14 protein-coding genes are annotated in these 19,178 nt (G+C 73.0%); all 14 read right to left on the bottom strand.

What is annotated here, in order from left to right; all coding sequences use genetic code 11:
- Positions 1 to 22: 22 nt before the first annotated feature.
- Positions 23 to 535, bottom strand: a complete 513-nt coding sequence (gene rimM / locus GIS00_RS22300) for a ribosome maturation factor RimM (protein ID WP_154770682.1) — start codon at positions 533 to 535, stop codon at positions 23 to 25.
- 13 nt (positions 536 to 548) lie between these two features.
- Positions 549 to 788, bottom strand: coding sequence for an RNA-binding protein (locus tag GIS00_RS22295; protein WP_154770681.1), 240 nt, complete (start codon positions 786 to 788; stop codon positions 549 to 551).
- Positions 785 to 1,222, bottom strand: coding sequence for a 30S ribosomal protein S16 (gene rpsP, locus GIS00_RS22290; protein ID WP_322098304.1), 438 nt, complete (start codon positions 1,220 to 1,222; stop codon positions 785 to 787). The genes GIS00_RS22295 and rpsP overlap by 4 nt, the downstream gene beginning before the upstream one ends.
- 196 nt (positions 1,223 to 1,418) lie before the next feature.
- The gene (locus GIS00_RS22285) at positions 1,419 to 2,627 is read right to left on the bottom strand and encodes an amidohydrolase family protein (protein ID WP_230314024.1); all 1,209 of its coding nucleotides are present in this window, start codon (positions 2,625 to 2,627) and stop codon (positions 1,419 to 1,421) included.
- Between the two features lie 55 nt (positions 2,628 to 2,682).
- Positions 2,683 to 4,230, bottom strand: a complete 1,548-nt coding sequence (gene ffh / locus GIS00_RS22280; RefSeq protein WP_322098302.1) for a signal recognition particle protein — start codon at positions 4,228 to 4,230, stop codon at positions 2,683 to 2,685.
- A 40-nt stretch (positions 4,231 to 4,270) separates the two neighbouring features.
- Positions 4,271 to 6,640 (bottom strand): [protein-PII] uridylyltransferase, encoded by a 2,370-nt coding sequence (locus GIS00_RS22275; protein ID WP_154770679.1) that lies wholly within the window; start codon positions 6,638 to 6,640, stop codon positions 4,271 to 4,273.
- Positions 6,641 to 6,645: 5 nt separating this feature from the next.
- Positions 6,646 to 6,984 (bottom strand): P-II family nitrogen regulator, encoded by a 339-nt coding sequence (locus tag GIS00_RS22270; RefSeq protein WP_154770678.1) that lies wholly within the window; start codon positions 6,982 to 6,984, stop codon positions 6,646 to 6,648.
- A complete protein-coding gene (locus GIS00_RS22265) occupies positions 6,981 to 8,417 on the bottom strand; it encodes an ammonium transporter (RefSeq protein WP_154770677.1) in 1,437 nt (478 codons plus the stop codon). Before GIS00_RS22265 ends, GIS00_RS22270 begins: the two co-directional genes overlap by 4 nt.
- 322 nt (positions 8,418 to 8,739) lie before the next feature.
- Complete coding sequence (ftsY, locus tag GIS00_RS22260; protein WP_322098301.1) at positions 8,740 to 10,422, bottom strand: signal recognition particle-docking protein FtsY; 1,683 nt, start codon at positions 10,420 to 10,422, stop codon at positions 8,740 to 8,742.
- 73 nt (positions 10,423 to 10,495) lie between these two features.
- The gene (locus GIS00_RS22255) at positions 10,496 to 13,552 is read right to left on the bottom strand and encodes a bifunctional [glutamine synthetase] adenylyltransferase/[glutamine synthetase]-adenylyl-L-tyrosine phosphorylase (protein WP_322098300.1); all 3,057 of its coding nucleotides are present in this window, start codon (positions 13,550 to 13,552) and stop codon (positions 10,496 to 10,498) included.
- Entirely contained in the window at positions 13,549 to 14,334 is a 786-nt protein-coding gene (locus GIS00_RS22250) for a type 1 glutamine amidotransferase (protein ID WP_154770675.1), read from the bottom strand. The genes GIS00_RS22255 and GIS00_RS22250 overlap by 4 nt, the downstream gene beginning before the upstream one ends.
- Positions 14,331 to 15,206 carry an exodeoxyribonuclease III gene (locus tag GIS00_RS22245; RefSeq protein WP_154770674.1) on the bottom strand — a complete coding sequence of 292 codons (876 nt, stop codon included), beginning with the start codon at positions 15,204 to 15,206 and terminating at the stop codon, positions 14,331 to 14,333. The genes GIS00_RS22250 and GIS00_RS22245 overlap by 4 nt, the downstream gene beginning before the upstream one ends.
- A 3-nt stretch (positions 15,207 to 15,209) precedes the next feature.
- Positions 15,210 to 15,716 (bottom strand): hypothetical protein, encoded by a 507-nt coding sequence (locus tag GIS00_RS22240; protein ID WP_154770673.1) that lies wholly within the window; start codon positions 15,714 to 15,716, stop codon positions 15,210 to 15,212.
- 67 nt (positions 15,717 to 15,783) lie between these two features.
- A complete protein-coding gene (locus tag GIS00_RS22235) occupies positions 15,784 to 19,125 on the bottom strand; it encodes an error-prone DNA polymerase (RefSeq protein WP_154770672.1) in 3,342 nt (1,113 codons plus the stop codon).
- Positions 19,126 to 19,178: the final 53 nt, after the last annotated feature.

The following is a 19,178-nucleotide window of genomic DNA, read 5'->3' as shown; positions in this document are numbered from 1 at the left end:
GGTTTCGCTCCGATCGCCCGGCTCAGGCGAACATGCCGTCGGGCGGGGACACGACGATGCGGCCGCCGGCGAGGTCGACCTGGGGCACCACGGCGGTGACGAAGGGGACGAGTTCCTCGGTGCCGTCGGGCCGGGTCACCGAAAGGACCGGTGCGGCCGGCGGGTGCAGGACGTCGGCGACGGTGCCGAGCGGGGTGCCGTCGGTGTGCACGACGGCGAGGCCGACCAACTGGTGGTCGTAGAAGTCGTTCTCGTCGGCGGGCTCGGGCAGCTCGTCGACGGCGAGCAGCAGCGAGGTGCCGCGCAGGGTCTCGGCGGTGGTGCGGTCCTCGATGCCCTCGAAGGTGATCACCAGGACCTGTCCGGACCACTGCCGGCGGGCGACGGTCAGCGGACCGCGCTCCGCCGGGTCGGTGCTCAGCACCGACCCGGCGGCGAAACGCAGGTCCGGATCATCGGTGGTCGGCGCCACGGTGACCGCGCCACGGATGCCGTGTGCGCGGCCGATCCGGCCGACCTGGACCTGTCCGGTCATCCCTGTCGCTGGATCAGCGATCGGTGTCGACGACGTCGACCCGGATGCCCCGGCCGCCGACGGCGTTCACCACGGTCCGCAGCGCGGTCGCGGTGCGACCGCCCCGGCCGATGACCTTGCCCAGGTCGTCCGGGTGCACCCGGACCTGCAGGGTGCGCCCCCGCCGGCCGGTGGTCAGGTCCACGCGGACGTCGTCGGAGTGCTCGACGATCCCGCGGACCAGGTGCTCCAGCGCCTCGGCGAGCTCGCTCATTCGGCGGCGGTCTCGTCAGCCGACGCGGCGTCGCTGTCGGCGGCCTTGGCGGCCTTCTTCTTCGGGGTGGTGGCGGAGGCCGAGGTGTCGGCACCGATGGAGGCCAGCGCGGCCTCGTAGCGGGCCTTCTTGTCGACGGCGACCGGCTGCGGCTTCAGGGTGCCCTCGGCGCCCGGCAGGCCCTTGAACTTCTGCCAGTCACCGGTGACCTTGAGCAGGCCCAGGACGGACTCGGTCGGCTGCGCGCCGACACCCAGCCAGTACTGCGCGCGCTCCGAGTCGATCTCGATGAGGCTCGGCTCGGCCTTCGGGTGGTACTTGCCGATCGACTCGATGGCCCGGCCGCTGCGGCGGGTGCGGGAGTCGGCGACGACGACGCGGTAGAACGGCTCGCGGATCTTGCCGAAGCGGGCGAGCTTGATCTTGACAGCCACGGGTGAGAACTACTCCTTGGTTGATCGATGTGTCCGGGTCGGACCATCAGGTGCGGCTGCCCGGATCCGCGTGGGGTGCGGGGCCGGGCGCGCCAGATGGCGACCGCGACCCGGAGAGAGGGGCCGGAACGCAGCCGTGACCGGACCATTCTGCCAGATGTGCTGGTCAGGACCCAAACGCGCCGACACGCGCAGATCAGTGCGGGTGCGGATGGTCGTGCGTGTGGTCAGGGGCGTGCTGATGCCCGTGGCTGTGCTCCCCGGATGGGCCGTGGGAGTGCGTGTGCCCGGGACCGTGCGAGTGCCCGTGCGCGCTGCGCAGCCCGGCCCGGATGCGCCCGGAACGGAGCACAGCGGCCGGCCGGCGCAGCTCGTCGAGGTCGGCGGCCGGGTCGCTGTCGAAGACCACCAGGTCGGCCGGGTCACCGGGATCGGACCCGGGCACCCGCAGCCACTCCCGCGCGGCGTGCGAGGTGTTCGCCAGGGTGCGTCGGTGACCCGACCCGAGCCCGGCCAGCGCCTGCACCTCGTCGACGATCCGGCCGTGCTCGATGAAGCCACCGGCGTCGGTGCCGGCGTGCAGCACCACTCCGGCCTCGGCGGCCTTGGCGAAGGTGTCGAACCGGCGGGCGTACAGGTCCCGCATGTGCGCCGCGTACACGGGGAAGCGGGTGGCCGCGTCCGCGAAGGACGGGAAGTTCTCGATGTTGATCATTGTCGGCACCAGCCGCACACCGCGCCGGGCCATCTCGTCGATCACCGGGTCGGTCAGCCCGGTGCCGTGCTCGACGCAGTCCACCCCGGCCTCGACCATGGCGGCCACGCCGTCCTCGCCGAAGACGTGGGTGGTCACCCGGGCGCCGCCCGCGTGCGCGACCGCGATGGCCTCGGCGATCACGTCCGCCGGCCAGAGCGGAGCCAGGTCGCCGACGGTCCGGTCGATCCAGTCCCCCACGATCTTGATCCAGCCGTCGCCGTACTCGAGCTGCCGGCGCACCTCGGCGACCAGCTCGTCCGGCTCGACGTCCACCCCGAGGTCGCGGATGTACCGCTTCGGCCGGGCGATGTGCCGGCCGGCCCGCACCAGCACCGGCAGGTCCTCCCGGCCGACCAACGGCCGGGTGTCGATCGGCGACCCGCAGTCCCGGATCGCCAGCACCCCGGCGGCCAGGTTCACCCGTGCCTGCTCGACCGCGCCGTCCAGGTCCGTCGGCACCCCGCCGCCGGAATACCCGACATGGCAGTGCGCATCCACGAACCCGGGCAGCGTCCAACCGGTCAGCTCCACCGCGTCGCGCACCGGGCCGTCGACGTACCGCCCGTCCGCGATCCACCGCTCCACCGGCTCACCGGTGGCGGCGTCGGTACCCACGACATGGAAGCGGCCCTCGTCGGCCGCGATCAGGCTCTGCACGCCGTACATACTGTCGTGGCCCGCGATCGCCGCACGAGCGGGGTTCCTACTGCTTCGGCAGCTTCAGCTTCGAGGGGTCGAAACCCGGGGGCAGCTGGTCCATCCCGGGGAGCTGGCCCATGCCCGGCATGCCGCCGAGCCCGCCCATCCCGCCGGGGCCGGGCATCGGGAAGCCCGGAGGCATCCCGCCCTTGATCTTCGGCGGGGTCGGCCCGCGCCCGGATCCCTTGCCCTTCTTGCCCTTCCGGCCCTTGACGGCCTTCCGGTTGGACGGCCGGGAGCCGGGGAAGCCGAACCGGCCGGCCATCGACGACATCATCTTGCGGGCCTCGCCGAAGCGCTCGACCAGCGCGTTGACCTGCGTCACCGTGGATCCCGAGCCGTTGGCGATGCGCTTGCGGCGAGAGGCGTTGAGGATGGCCGGGTTCCGCCGCTCCTCCGGGGTCATCGACTGGATGATCGCGGCGGTGCGGTCGATGTCGCGGTCGTCGACCTGTGCCAGCGCGTCCTTCATCTGGCCGGCACCGGGCAGCATCCCGAGCAGGCCGCCGATCGGGCCCATCTTGCGGATCATCTGCATCTGCCCGAGGAAGTCCTCGAGGGTGAACTCGTTGGCGGCCAGCTTGGCCGCCATCTCTTCGGCCTCCTCGACCTCGAGGTGCTGCTCGGCCTGCTCGATCAGCGTGAGCATGTCGCCCATGCCCAGGATCCGGGAGGCCATCCGGTCGGGGTGGAAGACGTCGAAGTCGGCGAGCTTCTCTCCGGTGGAGGCGAACATGATCGGCTGACCGGTGAGTTCCCGCACCGACAGCGCGGCACCACCGCGGGCGTCGCCGTCGAGCTTGGTGAGCACCACGCCGGTGAAGCCGACGCCGTCGCGGAACGCCTCGGCGGTCGCCACCGCGTCCTGGCCGATCATCGCGTCCAGCACAAACAGCGTCTCGTCCGGATCCACTGCGTCCCGGATCGCCGCGGCCTGCGCCATCAGCTCGGCGTCGACACCGAGCCGGCCTGCCGTGTCGACGACGACCACGTCGTGGTGCTTCTCCAGCGCGAAGTCGATGCCGGCCCGGGCGACGGCCACCGGGTCGCCGACACCGTTGCCGGGCTCCGGCGCGAACACGGTGGCGCCGGCCTGCTCGCCGACGACCTTGAGCTGGGTGACCGCGTTGGGCCGCTGGAGGTCGCAGGCGACCAGCAGCGGGGTGTGTCCCTGGCCCTTGAGCCACAGGGCGAGCTTGCCGGCCAGGGTCGTCTTGCCGGCGCCCTGCAGGCCGGCCAGCATGATCACCGTCGGGCCGGTCTTGGCGAACCGCAGCCGGCGGGTCTCGCCGCCGAGAATGGCGACGAGTTCCTCGTTGACGATCTTGATGACCTGCTGGGCCGGGTTCAGCGCCTTGGAGATCTCGGCACCGTTGGCCCGCTGCTTGACGGCGGCGATGAAGGTGCGGACGACCGGCAGCGCGACGTCGGCCTCGAGCAGGGCGATGCGGATCTCGCGCGCGGTGGCGTCGATGTCCGCCGGGGACAACCGCCCCTTGCCCCGCAGGGTCGTGAAGACCCCGGAGAGCCGGTCGGACAGGGTTTCGAACACGGTGCAGCCTCACTGACGGTCGGTCGGGTCTCCTGGCAGGTTAGCCGAGTTCCGGGCCGTGCCCCCCGAGGGTGCGGGCCACGGCGGTCGCGATCTCCCCGCCCTGCTCGTCGGTCAGCGCGGTCCCGTCGGCGGCCCGGAGGTAGAACACGTCGACCACCTCGGCACCCAGCGTGTGCACCCGCGCCGAGGTCACCGTGGCGCCGTGCTCGGCCAGCGTGCCGGCCACGGTGTGCAGCAGCCCCGGGGTGTCGTGGGCTCGCACCTCCAGGACCAGGGCGCGCTCGGACGCGCCGTCGACGGCCCGGACCGACGGCGGCGCGGCGGCGGCCGGCGGCCGGTTGGCGGCGCGCTTGGCCAGCCGGGCCGCGATGTCCAGGTGACCGTCCAGCGCGCGGACCAGGTCGGCCCGCAGCGTCTCGGCCTGCGGGGGCTCGCCGAACTCCGGGGTCACCGTCCACGTCTGCAGACCCACGCCGTCCAGGGTGCGCAGGGCCGCGGCCCGCACGGTGAGCCGGTGGATGGTCAGCACCCCGGCCGCCGCGGCCATCAGGCCCGGACGGTCCGGTGCGGCGACGGTGACCTCGAAACCTCCGCCGGTGCGGTCGATGACGATGCCCGGCCCGCCGACGGCGATCAGCGCGCGTTCGGTGTCGGACAGCTCGCCGGCATCCGGTAGCCGCTCGCCGGCCAGCGACTGCCGCACCCGGGAGACCAGGTAGTTGACCTGCCCGGCCTTCCATCCCGACCAGGCGGCCGGACCGGCGGCCCGGGCGTCGGACTCGGTGAGGGCGTGCAGCAGGTCCAGCGTCGAACTGTCCCCCACGGCCGCAGCGACCACGGCGACCGTGGCCGGGTCGTCCGGGTCGCGCCGGGACGCCGACTCGGCGAGCAGCAGGTGGTGTCGGATCAGCGTGCGGATGATGTCGGCGTCCGGCTTCTCGACGCCGAGCCGGTCCAGCCAGGATCCGATCAGCTCGGCGCCGACCTCGCTGTGGTCGCCGGGCAGGCCCTTGCCGATGTCGTGGAAGATCGCGGCGAGCAGCAGCAGATCGGGGCGGGAGACCCGGCGCACCAGCCCGGCGGCGTTGACCGCGGTCTGCATCAGGTGCCGGTCGACCGTGTAGAGGTGGATCGGGTCCCGCTGCGGCAGCGAACGCAGCCGGTCCCAGCCGGGCAGCAGGTCGGAGATCAGCCCGGCCTGGTCCATGCCCTCCCAGGCGGTGAGCATCGGCTCGCCGGCCCCGAGCAGGGTGAGGAAGGCGTCCAGCGCGGGGCGGGGCCAGGGCTCCGGCAGGCCGCGGCTGGTCCGGGCCAACCGGACCAGGGTGGCCGGGGAGACGGGGATGCCGTGCTGGGCGGCCGCCGCCGCGCACCGCAGTGAGAGTGTCGGGTCCGCAGCGGGATTCACCGAGCGGGCCAGCGTGGCCTCGCCGTCCTGCTCGACGATGCCGTCGGCCAGCGGGGTGCGGTCCGGCCGTCGGACGAAGCGGCCGCCCACCTCGGTGAGCCGGCCACGTCCGGGGCCGGCCAACGCTCGGTTGACCCGGTGCCAGGTGAGATCGCCGGCCAGCACCACGGTGCGGCCGATGGAGGAGACGTGCCGCAGCAGCTGGTCCCGGTCGTCCAGGCCGAGCGCGGCAGCCACCCCGTCCTGGTCCTGCTGGTGCAGCCGGTCGGTGGCGCGGCGGGTCTGCATGTGCAGGGCGTCGCGGACGTCGAGCAGCGAGGACCGGGCCTCCTCCAGACCCTGGTGCGGGCAGTCCGCCACCCAGGAGGCGGCCACCGCCCGCATCACCACCAGGTCACGCAGCCCGCCCCGGGACTCCTTGAGGTCGGGGGTGGTGGCGAAGGCGAGTTCGCCGCTGCGGTCGGCCCTCTCGTGGCAGGAGGCGAGCAGGGCCGGGAGCCGGTCGCCGGCGTCGGAACGCCAATCGGCGAGCACCCTGCGGTGCAGGGTGCTCGCCAGTTCGGGATCTCCCGCGATGTGCCGCAGGTCGAGCATGCCCAGGACGGCCGGCAGATCTATCCGGGCGATCTGCCGGGCGCCGCCGACGGAGCGGACCGAGTGGTCCAGCCGGATGCCGGAGTCCCAGATCGGGTACCACAGGCGCTGGGCGAGCATCTCGGCGTAGGACGCCGGGGTCTCGGTGGAGTGCAGCAGTACGAGATCCAGGTCGGAGAACGGGGACAGCTCCCCGCGCCCGTACCCGCCGACGGCGACGAGTGCGACACCGCCGACGTTGACCCCGGCCTCGGCGGCCAGCTCGATCAGCCAGCCGTCGGTCAGCCGGGCCAGAGCGCGCCGCCGGGCCGGACCGGTGAGACCGGTCCGGCCCAGCAACTGCGCACGGAGCTCGAGATATCCGCCGGTGGCGGACTTCCCACCTGCCCCGGGCCCGACTGCCATGTGGGTCAGAGAGCTTCTTGGCCGCGTTCGCCGGTGCGCACGCGGACGACACTCTCCACCGTGGTGGCCCAGACCTTGCCGTCACCGATCTTGCCGGTGCGGGCGGCGCGGACGACCACGTCGATCACGTCGTCGGCATCCTCGTCGTCCACCAGGATCTCCACGCGCACCTTGGGCAGCAGCTCCACGGTGTACTCGGCACCGCGGTAGACCTCTGTGTGCCCGCGCTGGCGACCGTAGCCGGAGGACTCCGACACGGTCATGCCCTGGACCCCGAAGGCGAGCAGCGCGGCCCGCACCTCGTCGAGCTTGAACGGCTTGATGACAGCGGTGATCAGCTTCATGCGTTGACCCCTTCGGACTGAGCAGCGGACTTGGACAGCACACCGGACGCACCGGAACCGGACGCCGTGGTGTCGAGGTCGTACCCGCTCTCTCCGTGCAGGGTGACGTCGATGCCCTCGACCTCGTCCTCCTCCGAGACACGCCAGCCCATGACCGCCTTGAGGATCAGGGCGATGACGGCCGTCAGCACGCCGGAGATGACGATGGCCACCACGGCCACGACGATCTGGGTGACCAGCTGGGTTCCGCCGCCGCCGTAGAACAGGCCGCTGGTGGCACCCTCGGGGGCGAAGGTGGACAGCGCCTCGTCCGGGTGGTCCACCGACAGCTTGGCGAAGAAGCCGATGAGCACGGTGCCGATGAAGCCACCGACCAGGTGCACGCCGACCACGTCGAGCGAGTCGTCGTAGCCGAACTTGTACTTCAGGCCCACGGCCAGGGCGCAGACGGCGCCGGCGATGAGGCCGATGAAGATCGCACCGACGACGTCGACCGCGGCCGCGGCCGGGGTGATGGCGACCAGACCGGCGACCACACCGGAAGCGGCACCCAGCGAGGTGGCGTGACCGTCGCGGATCTTCTCCACGATGAGCCAGCCGAGCATCGCCAGGGCGGTCGCGACGGTGGTGTTGATCCAGGCCTGGCCGGCGGTGCCGTCGGCGGCGAACTCGGAACCGGCGTTGAAGCCGAACCAGCCGAACCACAGCAGGGCGGCGCCCAGCATCACGAACGGCAGGTTGTGCGGCTTCATCGGGTCCTTCTTGAAGCCCTTCCGCTTGCCCACCACGAGCGCCAGCACCAGACCGGCCATGCCGGCGTTGATGTGGACCACGGTGCCGCCGGCGAAGTCGATCGGGACCGAGAACGCCTCGGCGATCCAACCGGTGCCGCCGAGCATGCCGCCGCCCCAGACCATGTGGGCGATCGGGAAGTAGACGACGGTGACCCAGATGGCTGCGAAGACCATCCAGGTGGCGAACTTGACGCGATCGGCGATGGCACCGGAGATCAGCGCGACGGTGATGATCGCGAAGGTCATCTGGAAGGCGACCGCGACGGTCCACGGCACTCCGGCACTGGCCATCAGGCTGTTGGAGCTGAAGGTGGCCTCACCGGCGTCGTTCAGCACCGGGGCACCGGCGCCGTCCAGGATCGGCATGCTGTCGGACAGGCCGCTCAGACCGAAGTACTCGAACGGGTCGGCGATGATGCCGCCCACGTCCGTGCCGAAGGTCATCGAGTAGCCCCAGAGCACGTAGATGAGGCCGACGATGCCCATGGCACCGAAGGACATCATCATCATGTTCAGAACCGACTTCGAGCGCGTCATGCCGCCGTAGAAGAAGGCCAGGCCGGGGGTCATCAGCAACACGAGTGAAGCCGCCAACAACATGAAGGCGGTGTTCCCCGAGTCGAGGGTGAATTCGTCCATCAAGCCTCCAGGCTCGGTGTGGTGGGCAGACGCAGGCGACGTCGCCGCTTGACCTGGATACCGTGACCGGAAGGTGTTGCACGGAGCGCGCATTCATGTTTCGCGATCGTGAACTCCCACTGAGATCGATTGCGATCGTGTTTCCGGCAGATCGACATCAGGTGACAGCGCCGGACATTCGCGTGATCAGGGGCCTGAACCCACCCGATCGGCGTTCGGGTGTAGCGGAGGTCACACCCGAAAGACGTTTCCGGCCAGTACCTTCCGCCACTCCCCCGGGTGCCTCCGGTCACCGTCCGCGATCGCCGCGTGTCTTCCCCGGCTATTCCCCGAGCAGCGCGTCGACGAAGGCGCCGGACTCGAAGGGGGCGAGATCGTCGGCGCCCTCCCCCAGCCCGACGAGCTTGACCGGCACCCCGAGCGCGCGCTGCACGGCGACGACGATGCCGCCCTTGGCGGTGCCGTCGAGCTTGGTGAGCACGATGCCGGTGATCGCCACGACCTCGCTGAACACCTTGGCCTGCACCAGTCCGTTCTGGCCGGTGGTCGCGTCCAGCACCAGCAGCACCTCGTCGACGGCGGCCTGCTTCTCGACCACCCGCTTGACCTTGCCCAGCTCGTCCATCAGTCCGGACTTGGTGTGCAGCCGCCCCGCGGTGTCGATGAGCACCGCGTCGGCGCCGTCGGTGATCCCGCGCTTCACGGCATCGAAGGCGACAGCGGCCGGGTCGGCGCCGGCATCCACCCGCACCACGACGGCGCCGGCCCGCTCCCCCCAGGTCTGCAGCTGGTCGGCGGCAGCGGCGCGGAAGGTGTCGGCCGCGCCGAGCACGACCTGCAGTCCGTCGGCCACCAGCACCCGCGCGAGCTTGCCGGTGGTGGTGGTCTTGCCGGTCCCGTTGACCCCGACCACCAGCAGCACCGACGGCCGGCCGTCGTGCGGCAGCGCCCGGACCGACCGGTCCGCGATGCCCTCGTCGACGGCCTCGACCAGCACCCGGCGCAGCAGCGCCCGCGCGGACGCGGTGTCGGTGACCCCGTGGGCCGCGACCTCGCGCCGCAGTCGGGCGGTGATCTCCGCCGAGGCGGTGGCGCCGAGGTCGGCCATCAGCAGGGTGTCCTCGACGTCGGTCCAGGAGTCCTCGTCCAGGGCACCGGCGCCGAGCAGACCCAGCAGCGAGCGGCCGAGCGCGTTCTGCGACCGGGACAGCCGGCCACGCAGCCGGGAGAGCCGCCCGGCGCTGGGCTCGATCTCCTCCACCACCGGTGCGGGGGCCGGGGCCGCCACCGGCTCGGCGGTGATCTCCGGGCTGACGGCCGGTCCGGCCAACGGCGGCACCTCGACCACGGGCGCTTCGGAGACCGGTGCGACGGTGGGAGGAGCCGGCTCAGTGGCAGGAGCAGGAACGACAGGTGCAACAGCCTCCGGCGCCTCGGGCTCGACGGCAGGAGCGGGCTCGACAGCAGGAGCGGGCTCGACAGCAGGCGCCGGCGCCCCGGGCAGTTCGACGTCCACCACGGCGTCCCGCACGGAGTCCCGCGGGACGGCGGCGTCGTCACCGACGCCGGGCTGGCCGTCGACCTCGGTCCGCTCCGGCAGCGGGATCGGCGTGGTCGGCGGCGCCTCCACCCGTGGCGCCGGAACCAGGGGCACGTCGGTCGACTCAGCAGGCGGGACGGTCGGGATCGGGGTGGTGGGCGCGGCGGCCCCTGGTGGCACGGCGACCGCTGGTGGCACGGGCGGCGTGGCCGGCTGCTTCGGGCGGGTGTCCGGCTTCGGCGCGACCGCGGCCCCGCTGCCCTGGGAGAAGGAGATGGACCCGCCGGTGCGGTAGCCACCCTTGGTCGGCGGCTTCTCCCCCTTGCCCTCGGGAGCGACGGGGGTGGCAGGAGTCGCCGGCGGCGCGATGGTGACGCGACGGCGGCGGGCCAGCACCAGCCCGACGACGAACACGACGACGAGCACGGCAACGACAGCGATGACGATCCAGATCCAGGCAGGCACGGCGGCCATCCTCCCAGACCCGTCGACCGCCGTCCGGGACGAGCGCCGGTCCCGGATCAAGAAGCCGCCGGGATCAGGACGCGTCGAAGAGCCGGTCCACCACCTGCCGGGAGCGTCGGGCGGCGCGCCGGTAGTCGTCCACGAACTCCCCCGGGTCCTCGTCGGCCGGGTACCCGAGCAGCCGGGCCACGGCGGCCAGCTCCCGGCCGTGTGCCGGGATCTGGTCCTCCGGCTTCCCGCGGACCAGCATCAACGCGTTGCGGGTGCGGGTGGCCTCCAGCCAACCGGTGCGCAGCACGACGGCGTCGTCGGCGGTCACCAGGCCGGCCGCCCGGGCCGCCTCGAGCGCGGTGAGCGTCTCCGGCGTCCGCAGACCCTCGACGGTCCCGGCGTGCCGGAGCTGCAGCAGCTGCACCGTCCACTCGATGTCGGACAGCCCGCCGCGACCGAGCTTGGTGTGCGTGGTGGCATCCGCCCCCCGCGGCAGCCGCTCGGCATCCACGCGGGCCTTGATCCGCCGGATCTCCACCACGTCACGCGGGTCGAGACCACCCGCCGGGTAACGGAACTCGTCGGCGGCGGCGACGAACTCCGCTCCGAGGTCGGCATCGCCGGCGATCGGCCGGGCGCGCAGCAGCGCCTGCCGCTCCCACGGCGCGGCGAAGCGTTGCCAGTACTGCCGGTACGCGGTCAGCGTGCGCACCAGCCGGCCGTTGCGGCCTTCCGGCCGCAGGTCGGCGTCCACCATCAACGGTGGGTCCGGGGTGGGCCGGGCCAGCAGCCGGGCCAGCAGGTCGGCGATGGCGTTCGCGTCGTCCAGCGCCTTCTCCGGGTCGGCGCCCTCCACCGGCTCCGCGACGTACATGACGTCGGCGTCCGAGCCGTAGCCGAGCTCTCCGCCACCCAATCGACCCATTCCGATGACCGCCAGCCGCGCCCGCGCCTCGCCCCGGTCCCGCACCACCTGCGCGGTGGCCGCGGTCAACGCCGCCTGCACGGCCGCCTCGGCCACCCGGGTCAGTCCGCGGGCGATGTCCAGCACGTCGATCAGCCCGAGCAGGTCCCCGCAGGCCAGCCGGGCGAGCTCGTGCCGCCGACCGGCACGGGCCCGGTCCACCGACTCCTGCGCGGTGGCCGCGCGCGCCGCGCGGGCCAGCAACGTGGACCGCACCCCGTCGGGCTGCGGAGCCAGCAGCGCGGTGTCGTCGGTGAGCAGCCGCAGCACCTCCGGCGCCCGGGTGAGCAGGGTGCCGACCAGCTTGCTCGATCCGAGCAGCGACGCCAGCCGCTGCGCGACCAGCGCCTCGTCGCGCAGCAGCCGCAGGTACCAGGGGGTGTCGGCCAGTTCCTCGGAGACCTGCCGGTAGGCCAGCAGCCCCAGGTCGGGATCCGGGGAGTCGGCGAAGGTGCCGAGCAGCACCGGCAGCAGCGTGCGCTGGATCGCCGCCCGTCGGCTCACCCCGGTGGTCAGCGCCGCGAGATGGCGCAGTGCCGCGTCCGGGTTGCGGAAACCGAGCGCGGCGATGCGCAGGCTCGCCGACTCCGGGGACAGCCGCAGCTCGTCACCCGGGACCGCGGCCACGGCGTGCAGCAGCGGCCGGTAGAACAGCTTCTCGTGCAGCCGCCGGACGGAGGCGACGTGCCGCAGCCGGTCCCCGGTGAACACCTCGGCCGCAGTGGCGGTCCCGGCCGCGCTGTAGCCGTCGCTGCGGGCCAACCACTCGAGATCGGCGGTGTCCTCCGGCAGCAGGTGCGTCCGCCGCAGCCGCTGCAGTTGCAGTCGGTGCTCGGCGCGCCGCAGGAAGGTGTAGGCGGCGGCCATCTCGGCGCCGTCGGCGCGGCCGACGTACCCGCCGCGGACCAGCGCCCGCAGCCCCATCAACGTGCCGGGCAGCCGCAGCTCCGGGTCCGCCCGCCCGTGCACCAGCTGCAGCAGCTGGACCGCGAACTCGACGTCCCGCAGCCCGCCGGCCCCGAGCTTGAGCTCCTTGTCGCGGTGGTCCTCCGGGATGTTCTGCTCGACCCGCCGGCGCATCGCCTGGACGTCGTCCACGAAGGAGTCGCGGGACACCGCGTTCCACACCCCGGGCGAGGTGATGTCCAGGAACCGCTGCCCGAGCGCCGGGTCGCCGGCCGCCGGCCGGGCCTTGAGCAGCGCTTGGAACTCCCAGGTGTGCGCCCACTTCCCGTAGTAGGCCGCATGACTCGCCGGGGTACGGACCAGCGCGCCGGCCTTGCCCTCCGGGCGCAGCGCCGCATCCACCTCCCACGCCGCCTGGCCGCAGATGCGCATCATCCCGGAGGCGAGAGCGGTGGCGCTGACCAGCATCCGGGAGTCGTCGCGGTCCTCCACCGGCAGGTCGTCCGGGTGGTCACCCACGAACACCACGTCGACGTCGGAGAGGTAGTTGAGCTCGCGGGCGCCGCACTTGCCCATCGCCACCACCGCGAGCCGGGCCGGCGCCGCCCCGGACGGCAGTGCCGCGGCCGCGGCGGCCAGCCCGGTCTGCAGGGTGGCGTCGGCCAGCGCGGAGAGCGACCGGCACACCGACGGCAGGGACGCGGCGGGCAGCGACGCCTCGACGGTGGGCGCCAGGTCGTGGGCGGCGATGATCAGCAGTTGGGACCGGTACGCCCGGCGCAGCGCGTTGATCGCGAACCCGCCGGTGACCGTGGCGCGCGCACCCTCGGTGCCGGTGCACCGCGGGGCGGCCGGGTCGATGCCGACAGCGGCGCCGAGCACCGCGGCGATGGCCGCCGGGTCGAGCAGGTCCTCGCCCGGGGTGGCCTCCTCGAGCAGCAGGTGCCAGTCCCCGGGCTCGGCGACCAGGTGGTCGCCCAGCCCGGTGGACCCGCCGAGCACGCCGAGCAGCCGGCCGCGGAACCGCGGCAGGGTGGCCACCGCCTCCAGCAGTTCGGTCCGGTCCGTCGCGGACTCGGCGAGCCGGGCCAGCGCACCGACCGCGAGCTCCGGCCGGCCGGTGCGCGACACCGAGGCCAGCACCTCCGCCGCCGCCGGGGTGACATCGCGACCGGCGGTCAGCAGTCCGAGGGCCTGCAGGTCCAGCAGCACCCGGTCCGTGTCGGGCAGGCCGTACCTCGCCAGCGTGCGCACGGCCGGCCGGTTCACCCGCCACCCCCGGCGAGCGGCAGCCGGCGGCCGGCCAACCCCCGGGCTCCGGCCGGCCCGGTTGGTGCTGCAGCGAGATCGGCGAAGCGGTGCACCATGTCGCGCCAGACGACGGCCATCGCCGCGTCCGCCTCGTCCAGCACCGGACCCAGCCGACCGGAGTGCGTCGGCAGTCCCTCGTGCGCGGCCCACTCCCGCACGGTGGCCGCGTCGGTCTCGATGTGGAACTGCACACCCCAGGCCCGCCGCCCCACCCGGTAGGCCTGGTGCGGGTAGCCGGTGGAGGACATCAGCAGCACCGCGCCCGGCGGCAGCCGCGAAATGACGTCGTAGTGGTAGTGCATGACGTCGGGCGTCATCGGCGCTGCATCGAACAGCGGATCCTGTTCCGCCGCATCGCGTTTGGCCGCCAGGTAGGCGCCGATCTCGGGGCCGTCGGCACCCCTGGTCACCTCGCCGCCGGTCGCGGCCGCGAGCAGCTGCGCGCCGAGGCAGATGCCCAGCACCGGGACCTCGCGGTCGACAGCCGCGGAAAGCAGTGCCCGGGTGGCCGGCAACCAGGGAGCGACATCGTCGTCCAGCGCGCCCATCTCGCCGCCCATGCTGACCACGGCATCGAACATCGACAGATCGTCCGGCACCCGGTCGCCGGCGTGCAGGCGACGGACGTCCAGGACTCCGCCGCGTTCGGCGAGCCAGTCCCCGACCCGCAGCGGCGGGTCGCTCGCATCGTGTTCCAGCACCAGCACCCGCAGGCCGGTCACGCCGGGGCCGGTCGTCATGCCCACAACCCCGGCTGCCCCTCGGCGGCGGGCTCCGGGTCCGGGGCGGCCGGGATCGGTGCGGGAGCGACGATGTCCGCCGTCAGGTCGAGGTCGACGATCACCGGCGCGTGGTCCGATGCGCCCTTGCCCTTGCGCTCCTGGCGGTCGATCAACGCGCCGGTGGTCGCCGCGGCGAGAGCCGGTGAGCCGAGCAGGAAGTCGATCCGCATGCCGCGCCGCTTGGGGAACGCGAGCTGGGTGTAGTCCCAGTAGGTGTAGGTCTCCGGGCCGGGCGCGTACGGCCGCACCATGTCCGCGTACCCGGCGTCCACCAGGGCGGCGAACGCGGCCCGCTCCGGCGGCGTGACGTGGGTGCTGTCCTTGTAGTACTCGACGCTCCAGACGTCCTCGTCGGTGGGCGCGATGTTGAAGTCCCCGCACAGTGCCATCCGCAGCTGCGGGTCGGCGGCCAGCCGGGCGGCGGCGTGCTCGCGCAGCGAGGCCAGCCAGGCGAGCTTGTAGTCGTAGTGCGGATCCCCGACGGACCGGCCGTTGGGCACGTACAGCGAGACCATCCGGACACCGCCGCAGGTGGCCGCGATCGCCCGGGCCTCCGGGGCCACCGGGTCACCGAACCCCGGCATCCCGGGCCAGCCGATCTCGACGTCCTCGATCCCGACCCGGGACAGCACCGCCACCCCGTTCCACTGCGAGATCCCGTGCGAGGCAACGCTGTAGCCGTGCTCGGCCAGCACCTGCAGCGGGAACCCGGCGTCCGGCACCTTCGTCTCCTGCAGCGCGATCACATCGACGTCGCTGCGGTCGAGCCAGGCGACCAACCGGTCCAGGCGGGCCCTGATGGAATTGACGTTCCAGGTGGCGATGCGCATCGGTCAGCCGATCACCGGGGTGCTCGGCGGGCCGGGGACCCAGCAGGGCAGCACCCAGTCGGGCTTGCTCTCGCCGTCGATCCGGGCCCGCCAGACCAGCGCCTGGCCGGCCGGCAGCGGCAGCCCGGTGTTGAAGTAGAGGACGACGTTGGTGCGGCCGGGCAGGGTGCGCCGGGGCAGCCCGGAACCCGGGAAGTTCGGTTCCTCCACCTGCAGGCTCTGCCCGAACCGGACCACCGGCGACGAGCTGCCGGGCTGCTGGTGCGGCAGCTCGACCGGGCTGCCGGTCAGGTCCTCCAGCACCACCTCGAAGGCGTACTGCTCGTGGAAGACCTCGGGCGGGAACGACATCGAGACGACGAGGGCGAAAGCGGCGGTGTTGCCGGTGTTCCGGTCACGGCCGAGCAGCTGCAGCCCGCCGCCCACCATGTGCAGCTTGCCCAGCGGATCGGTCACCGCGTAGTCGGCCAGCACCATGCTCAGTCGCGCCCGGTCGTGCACCTCACTCATACCGGCGATCGTGCCAGACCGGTGCGGGCCCGCGGGCCGCTGCCCGGCGCCGCACGGCGGAACCCGGTCAGCGGAAGTCCCGGGACGGGGTGCGGACGGACAGGTCGATGGCCGCCATCCGGTCCGCGAGCACCGAGAACGCGCCGTCCGCCTTCTCCAGTACCCCGCGGACCAGCAGCGCCGACGACCCGCGGGCGATCCGCCGGTACCGGGACCAGAAACCGGTGGAGCAGACCACGTTGATCATCCCGGTCTCGTCCTCCAGGTTGACGAAGATGATCCCGGAGGCGGTCGCCGGGCGCTGCCGGTGGGTGACCATCCCGGCGATCAGCAGCCGGGTGCCGTGCTCCAGACCGGGCAGCTCGGTGGCGGTCCGCACCCCCAGCTCGGTCAGCCGCTCCCGGGAGAACTCGGTCGGGTAGGCCGTCGGCGAGATCCCGGTCGCCCAGATGTCGGCGACGGTGAGTTCCAGCTCGCTCATCCCGGGCAGCGGGGGCGCATCCAGCCCCACGGTGGTGCCGGGCAGGGTGCCGGCCCGTTCCCCGGCGGCGGCGCCGGCCGCCCAGAGCGCCCGCCGCCGGTCGGTGCCCAGCAGCACGTCCGATCCCGGCTCCAGGGTGAGCACGTCCAAGGCGCCGGCGGTGGCCAGCGCCTCGGCCTGCGCGGTGGTCAGGGTGACGGTGCGGGTGAGTGCGTCCATGTCGCGGTAGCCGCCGGCCGGGCGGCCGTCGACGATCCGCTCCGCCAGTTCGGTGCCGATGCCGCGGACCCCACCGAGCCCGAGCCGGATCGCCGGGCGGCCCTCCGGCCCCGGTTCCAGGTCGGCCTCCGCACCGGAGGCGTTGACGTCCGGCCGCCGCACCGTCACCCCGTGCCGGCGGGCGTCGGCGACCAGCGACTGCGGCGAGTAGAAGCCCATCGGCTGGGCGCGCAGCAGCGCCGCGGTGAACGCTGCCGGGTGGTGCAGCTTGAGCCAGGACGAGAAGAACACCAGCGAGGCGAAGGACAGTGCGTGCGACTCGGCGAACCCGAAATTCGCGAAGGCGTGCAGCCGCTCGTAGATCCGGTCCGCCACCTCGCCGGTCACTCCGTGAGTACTGGCCATCCCCGCGTACAGCCGGTCCTTGAGCTTGGCCATCTTCGCCGACGACCGCTTGGAGCCCATGGCCCGGCGCAGCTGGTCGGCCTCCCCCGCGTCGAACCCGGCCATGTCGACCGCCAGCTGCATCAGCTGCTCCTGGAACAGCGGGATGCCCAGCGTCTTGGACAGCGAGGCGGCCATCGCCGGGTGGTCGTAGGTGACCGGCTCCAGCCCGTTGCGCCGCCGGATGTACGGGTGCACCGACCCGCCCTGGATCGGTCCCGGGCGGATCAGCGCCACCTCCACCACCAAGTCGTAGAAGGTGCGCGGCTTCAGCCGGGGCAGCGTGGCCATCTGCGCCCGCGACTCCACCTGGAACACGCCCACCGAGTCCGCGCGGCGCAGCATCTCGTACACCGCCGGCTCCTCCAGATCCAGGGTGGAGAAGTCGATCTCGATTCCCTCGTGGGCGGCGACCAGGTCGCTGGCGTAGCGCAGGGCGGACAGCATGCCCAGCCCGAGCAGGTCGAACTTGACCAGCCCGATCGCCGCGCAGTCGTCCTTGTCCCACTGCAGCACGGTGCGTTTCTCCATCCGCGCCCACTCCACCGGGCAGACCTCGCCCACCGGCCGGTCGCAGATCACCATGCCGCCGGAGTGGATGGACAGGTGCCGCGGGAAGTCCTGCACCTGGGTGGCCAGCGCCAGCACGTCGAGCGGCAACGGGTGCTCGGCGGGAGTGCCCGCGGGGGTGGACATGTCGGCGACCTGGGCGGCCAGCGGGGTCCAGCCGTCCAGCTGCTTGGAAAAGGCGTCCTGCTGGCCGGGCGAGTACCCCATCGCCCTGGCCATGTCCCGCACCGCCATCCGCGGGCGGTAGGTGTTCACGTTCGCCACCTGCGCGGCGTGGGTGCGGCCGTAGGTGTCGTAGACGTGCTGGATCACCTCCTCCCGGCGGTCGGACTCGATGTCCACGTCGATGTCCGGCGGCCCGTCGCGCTCCGGCGCCAGGAACCGCTCGAACAGCAGGTTGTAGGACACCGCGTCGACGGCGGTGATGCCCAGGGCGTAGCAGACGGCGGAGTTCGCGGCGGACCCCCGGCCCTGGCAGAAGATCCGCTGCTCGCGGCAGAACGCCACGATGTCGTTGACGATCAGGAAGTAGCCGGGGAAGCCGAGGTCGGCGATGATCCGCAGCTCCTTCTCCAGCTGCGCGTAGGCCCGCGGGTTGCTCTCCGGGGTGCCGTACCGCTGCCGCGCACCGGCCATGGTCAGCGCGCGCAGGTGCGAGTTCTCGTCCTCCCCCGGCGGCACGTCGTAGGGCGGCAGCTTCGGCGCGACCAGCATCAGGTCGAACGCGCACTCCCGGCCGAGCGCCGCCGCGGTGGCCACCGCCTCCGGGTACCGGGCGAACAGCGCGGCCATCTCCGCCCCGGAGCGCAGGTGCGCCGCCGGGCCGGCCGGCAGGTACGGGTCTGCCTCGTCCAGGCTGCGCCGGGCCCGTACCGCCGCCATCGACGCGCCCAGCCGGGCGGCCCGCGGCCGCGCGTAGTGCGCACCGGTGGTCGCCACCACCGGCAGGCCGAGTCCGACGGCCAGCGCGGCGAGCGCGTCGTTGTCCTCGTCATCGGTGGGCTGCAGCCGGGTGGTCAGTTCGACGGCGATGTTGCGCCGTCCGAAAAGATCGACCAGTCGCAGGATCTCGATCCGGGCCCGGTCCGGCCCGCCGGCGGCCAGTGCCCGGCGTACCCGGCCCTTGCGGCACCCGGTGAGCACCAGCCACTCATCGCCGGCCGCGCCGGCCAGGTCCGCCTCGTCGTAGACCGGCCGGCCCTTCTCCCGGCCGGCCAGCTGGGCGGCGGAGATCTGCCCGGCCAGCCGCCGGTACCCGTCCTGCCCGCGGGCCAGCACCAGCAGGTGGTCACCCACCGGGTCCGGCACCCCCAACTGCGACTCCGGCAGCCCGAGGGACAGCTCCGCCCCGTACAGCGTGCGCAGCCCGGTGTCCGCCGCCGCCTCGGCGAACCGGACGATCCCGTAGAAGCCGTCGTGGTCGGTGATCGCCAGCCCCTCCAACCCCAGCCGCAACGCCTCCGCCACCAGCTGCTCCGGGGTGGACGAACCGTCCAGGAAGCTGAACGCCGAATGGCAGTGCAGCTCGGTGTACGGCACCGGGGTGCTGCGCGGTGACGGCGGCGGCACCGACCGGCGCCGCCGGTGGTCCTCCGGCGGCCGGGAGTGTTCCGGTCCGCGGCCCGGCAACGGCCGCCGCCCGGACAGCGCCCGTTCCAGCTCGCTCCACGGCACCAGCGGGTTGGACCAGCCCATCAGCCGTTGATCCACATCAGCCGTTGAATCCACATCTGCCGTTGAATACACAT

The sequence above is a fragment of the Nakamurella alba genome, from assembly GCF_009707545.1.
Classification (GTDB): Bacteria; Actinomycetota; Actinomycetes; order Mycobacteriales; family Nakamurellaceae; genus Nakamurella; species Nakamurella alba.
This window is presented reverse-complemented; position numbering and strand designations above follow the sequence as displayed.

Excerpts from the sequence above, each read along its gene's own strand:
- rimM (WP_154770682.1), bottom strand. The coding sequence starts at position 535 with ATGACCGGACAGGTCCAGGTCGGCCGGATCGGCCGCGCACACGGCATC.
- GIS00_RS22295 (WP_154770681.1), bottom strand. The coding sequence starts at position 788 with ATGAGCGAGCTCGCCGAGGCGCTGGAGCACCTGGTCCGCGGGATCGTC.
- GIS00_RS22275 (WP_154770679.1), bottom strand. The coding sequence starts at position 6,640 with ATGGCAGTCGGGCCCGGGGCAGGTGGGAAGTCCGCCACCGGCGGATAT.
- GIS00_RS22270 (WP_154770678.1), bottom strand. The coding sequence starts at position 6,984 with ATGAAGCTGATCACCGCTGTCATCAAGCCGTTCAAGCTCGACGAGGTG.
- GIS00_RS22265 (WP_154770677.1), bottom strand. The coding sequence starts at position 8,417 with ATGGACGAATTCACCCTCGACTCGGGGAACACCGCCTTCATGTTGTTG.
- GIS00_RS22250 (WP_154770675.1), bottom strand. The coding sequence starts at position 14,334 with ATGACGACCGGCCCCGGCGTGACCGGCCTGCGGGTGCTGGTGCTGGAA.
- GIS00_RS22245 (WP_154770674.1), bottom strand. The coding sequence starts at position 15,206 with ATGCGCATCGCCACCTGGAACGTCAATTCCATCAGGGCCCGCCTGGAC.
- GIS00_RS22240 (WP_154770673.1), bottom strand. The coding sequence starts at position 15,716 with ATGAGTGAGGTGCACGACCGGGCGCGACTGAGCATGGTGCTGGCCGAC.
- GIS00_RS22235 (WP_154770672.1), bottom strand. The coding sequence starts at position 19,125 with ATGGGCTGGTCCAACCCGCTGGTGCCGTGGAGCGAGCTGGAACGGGCG.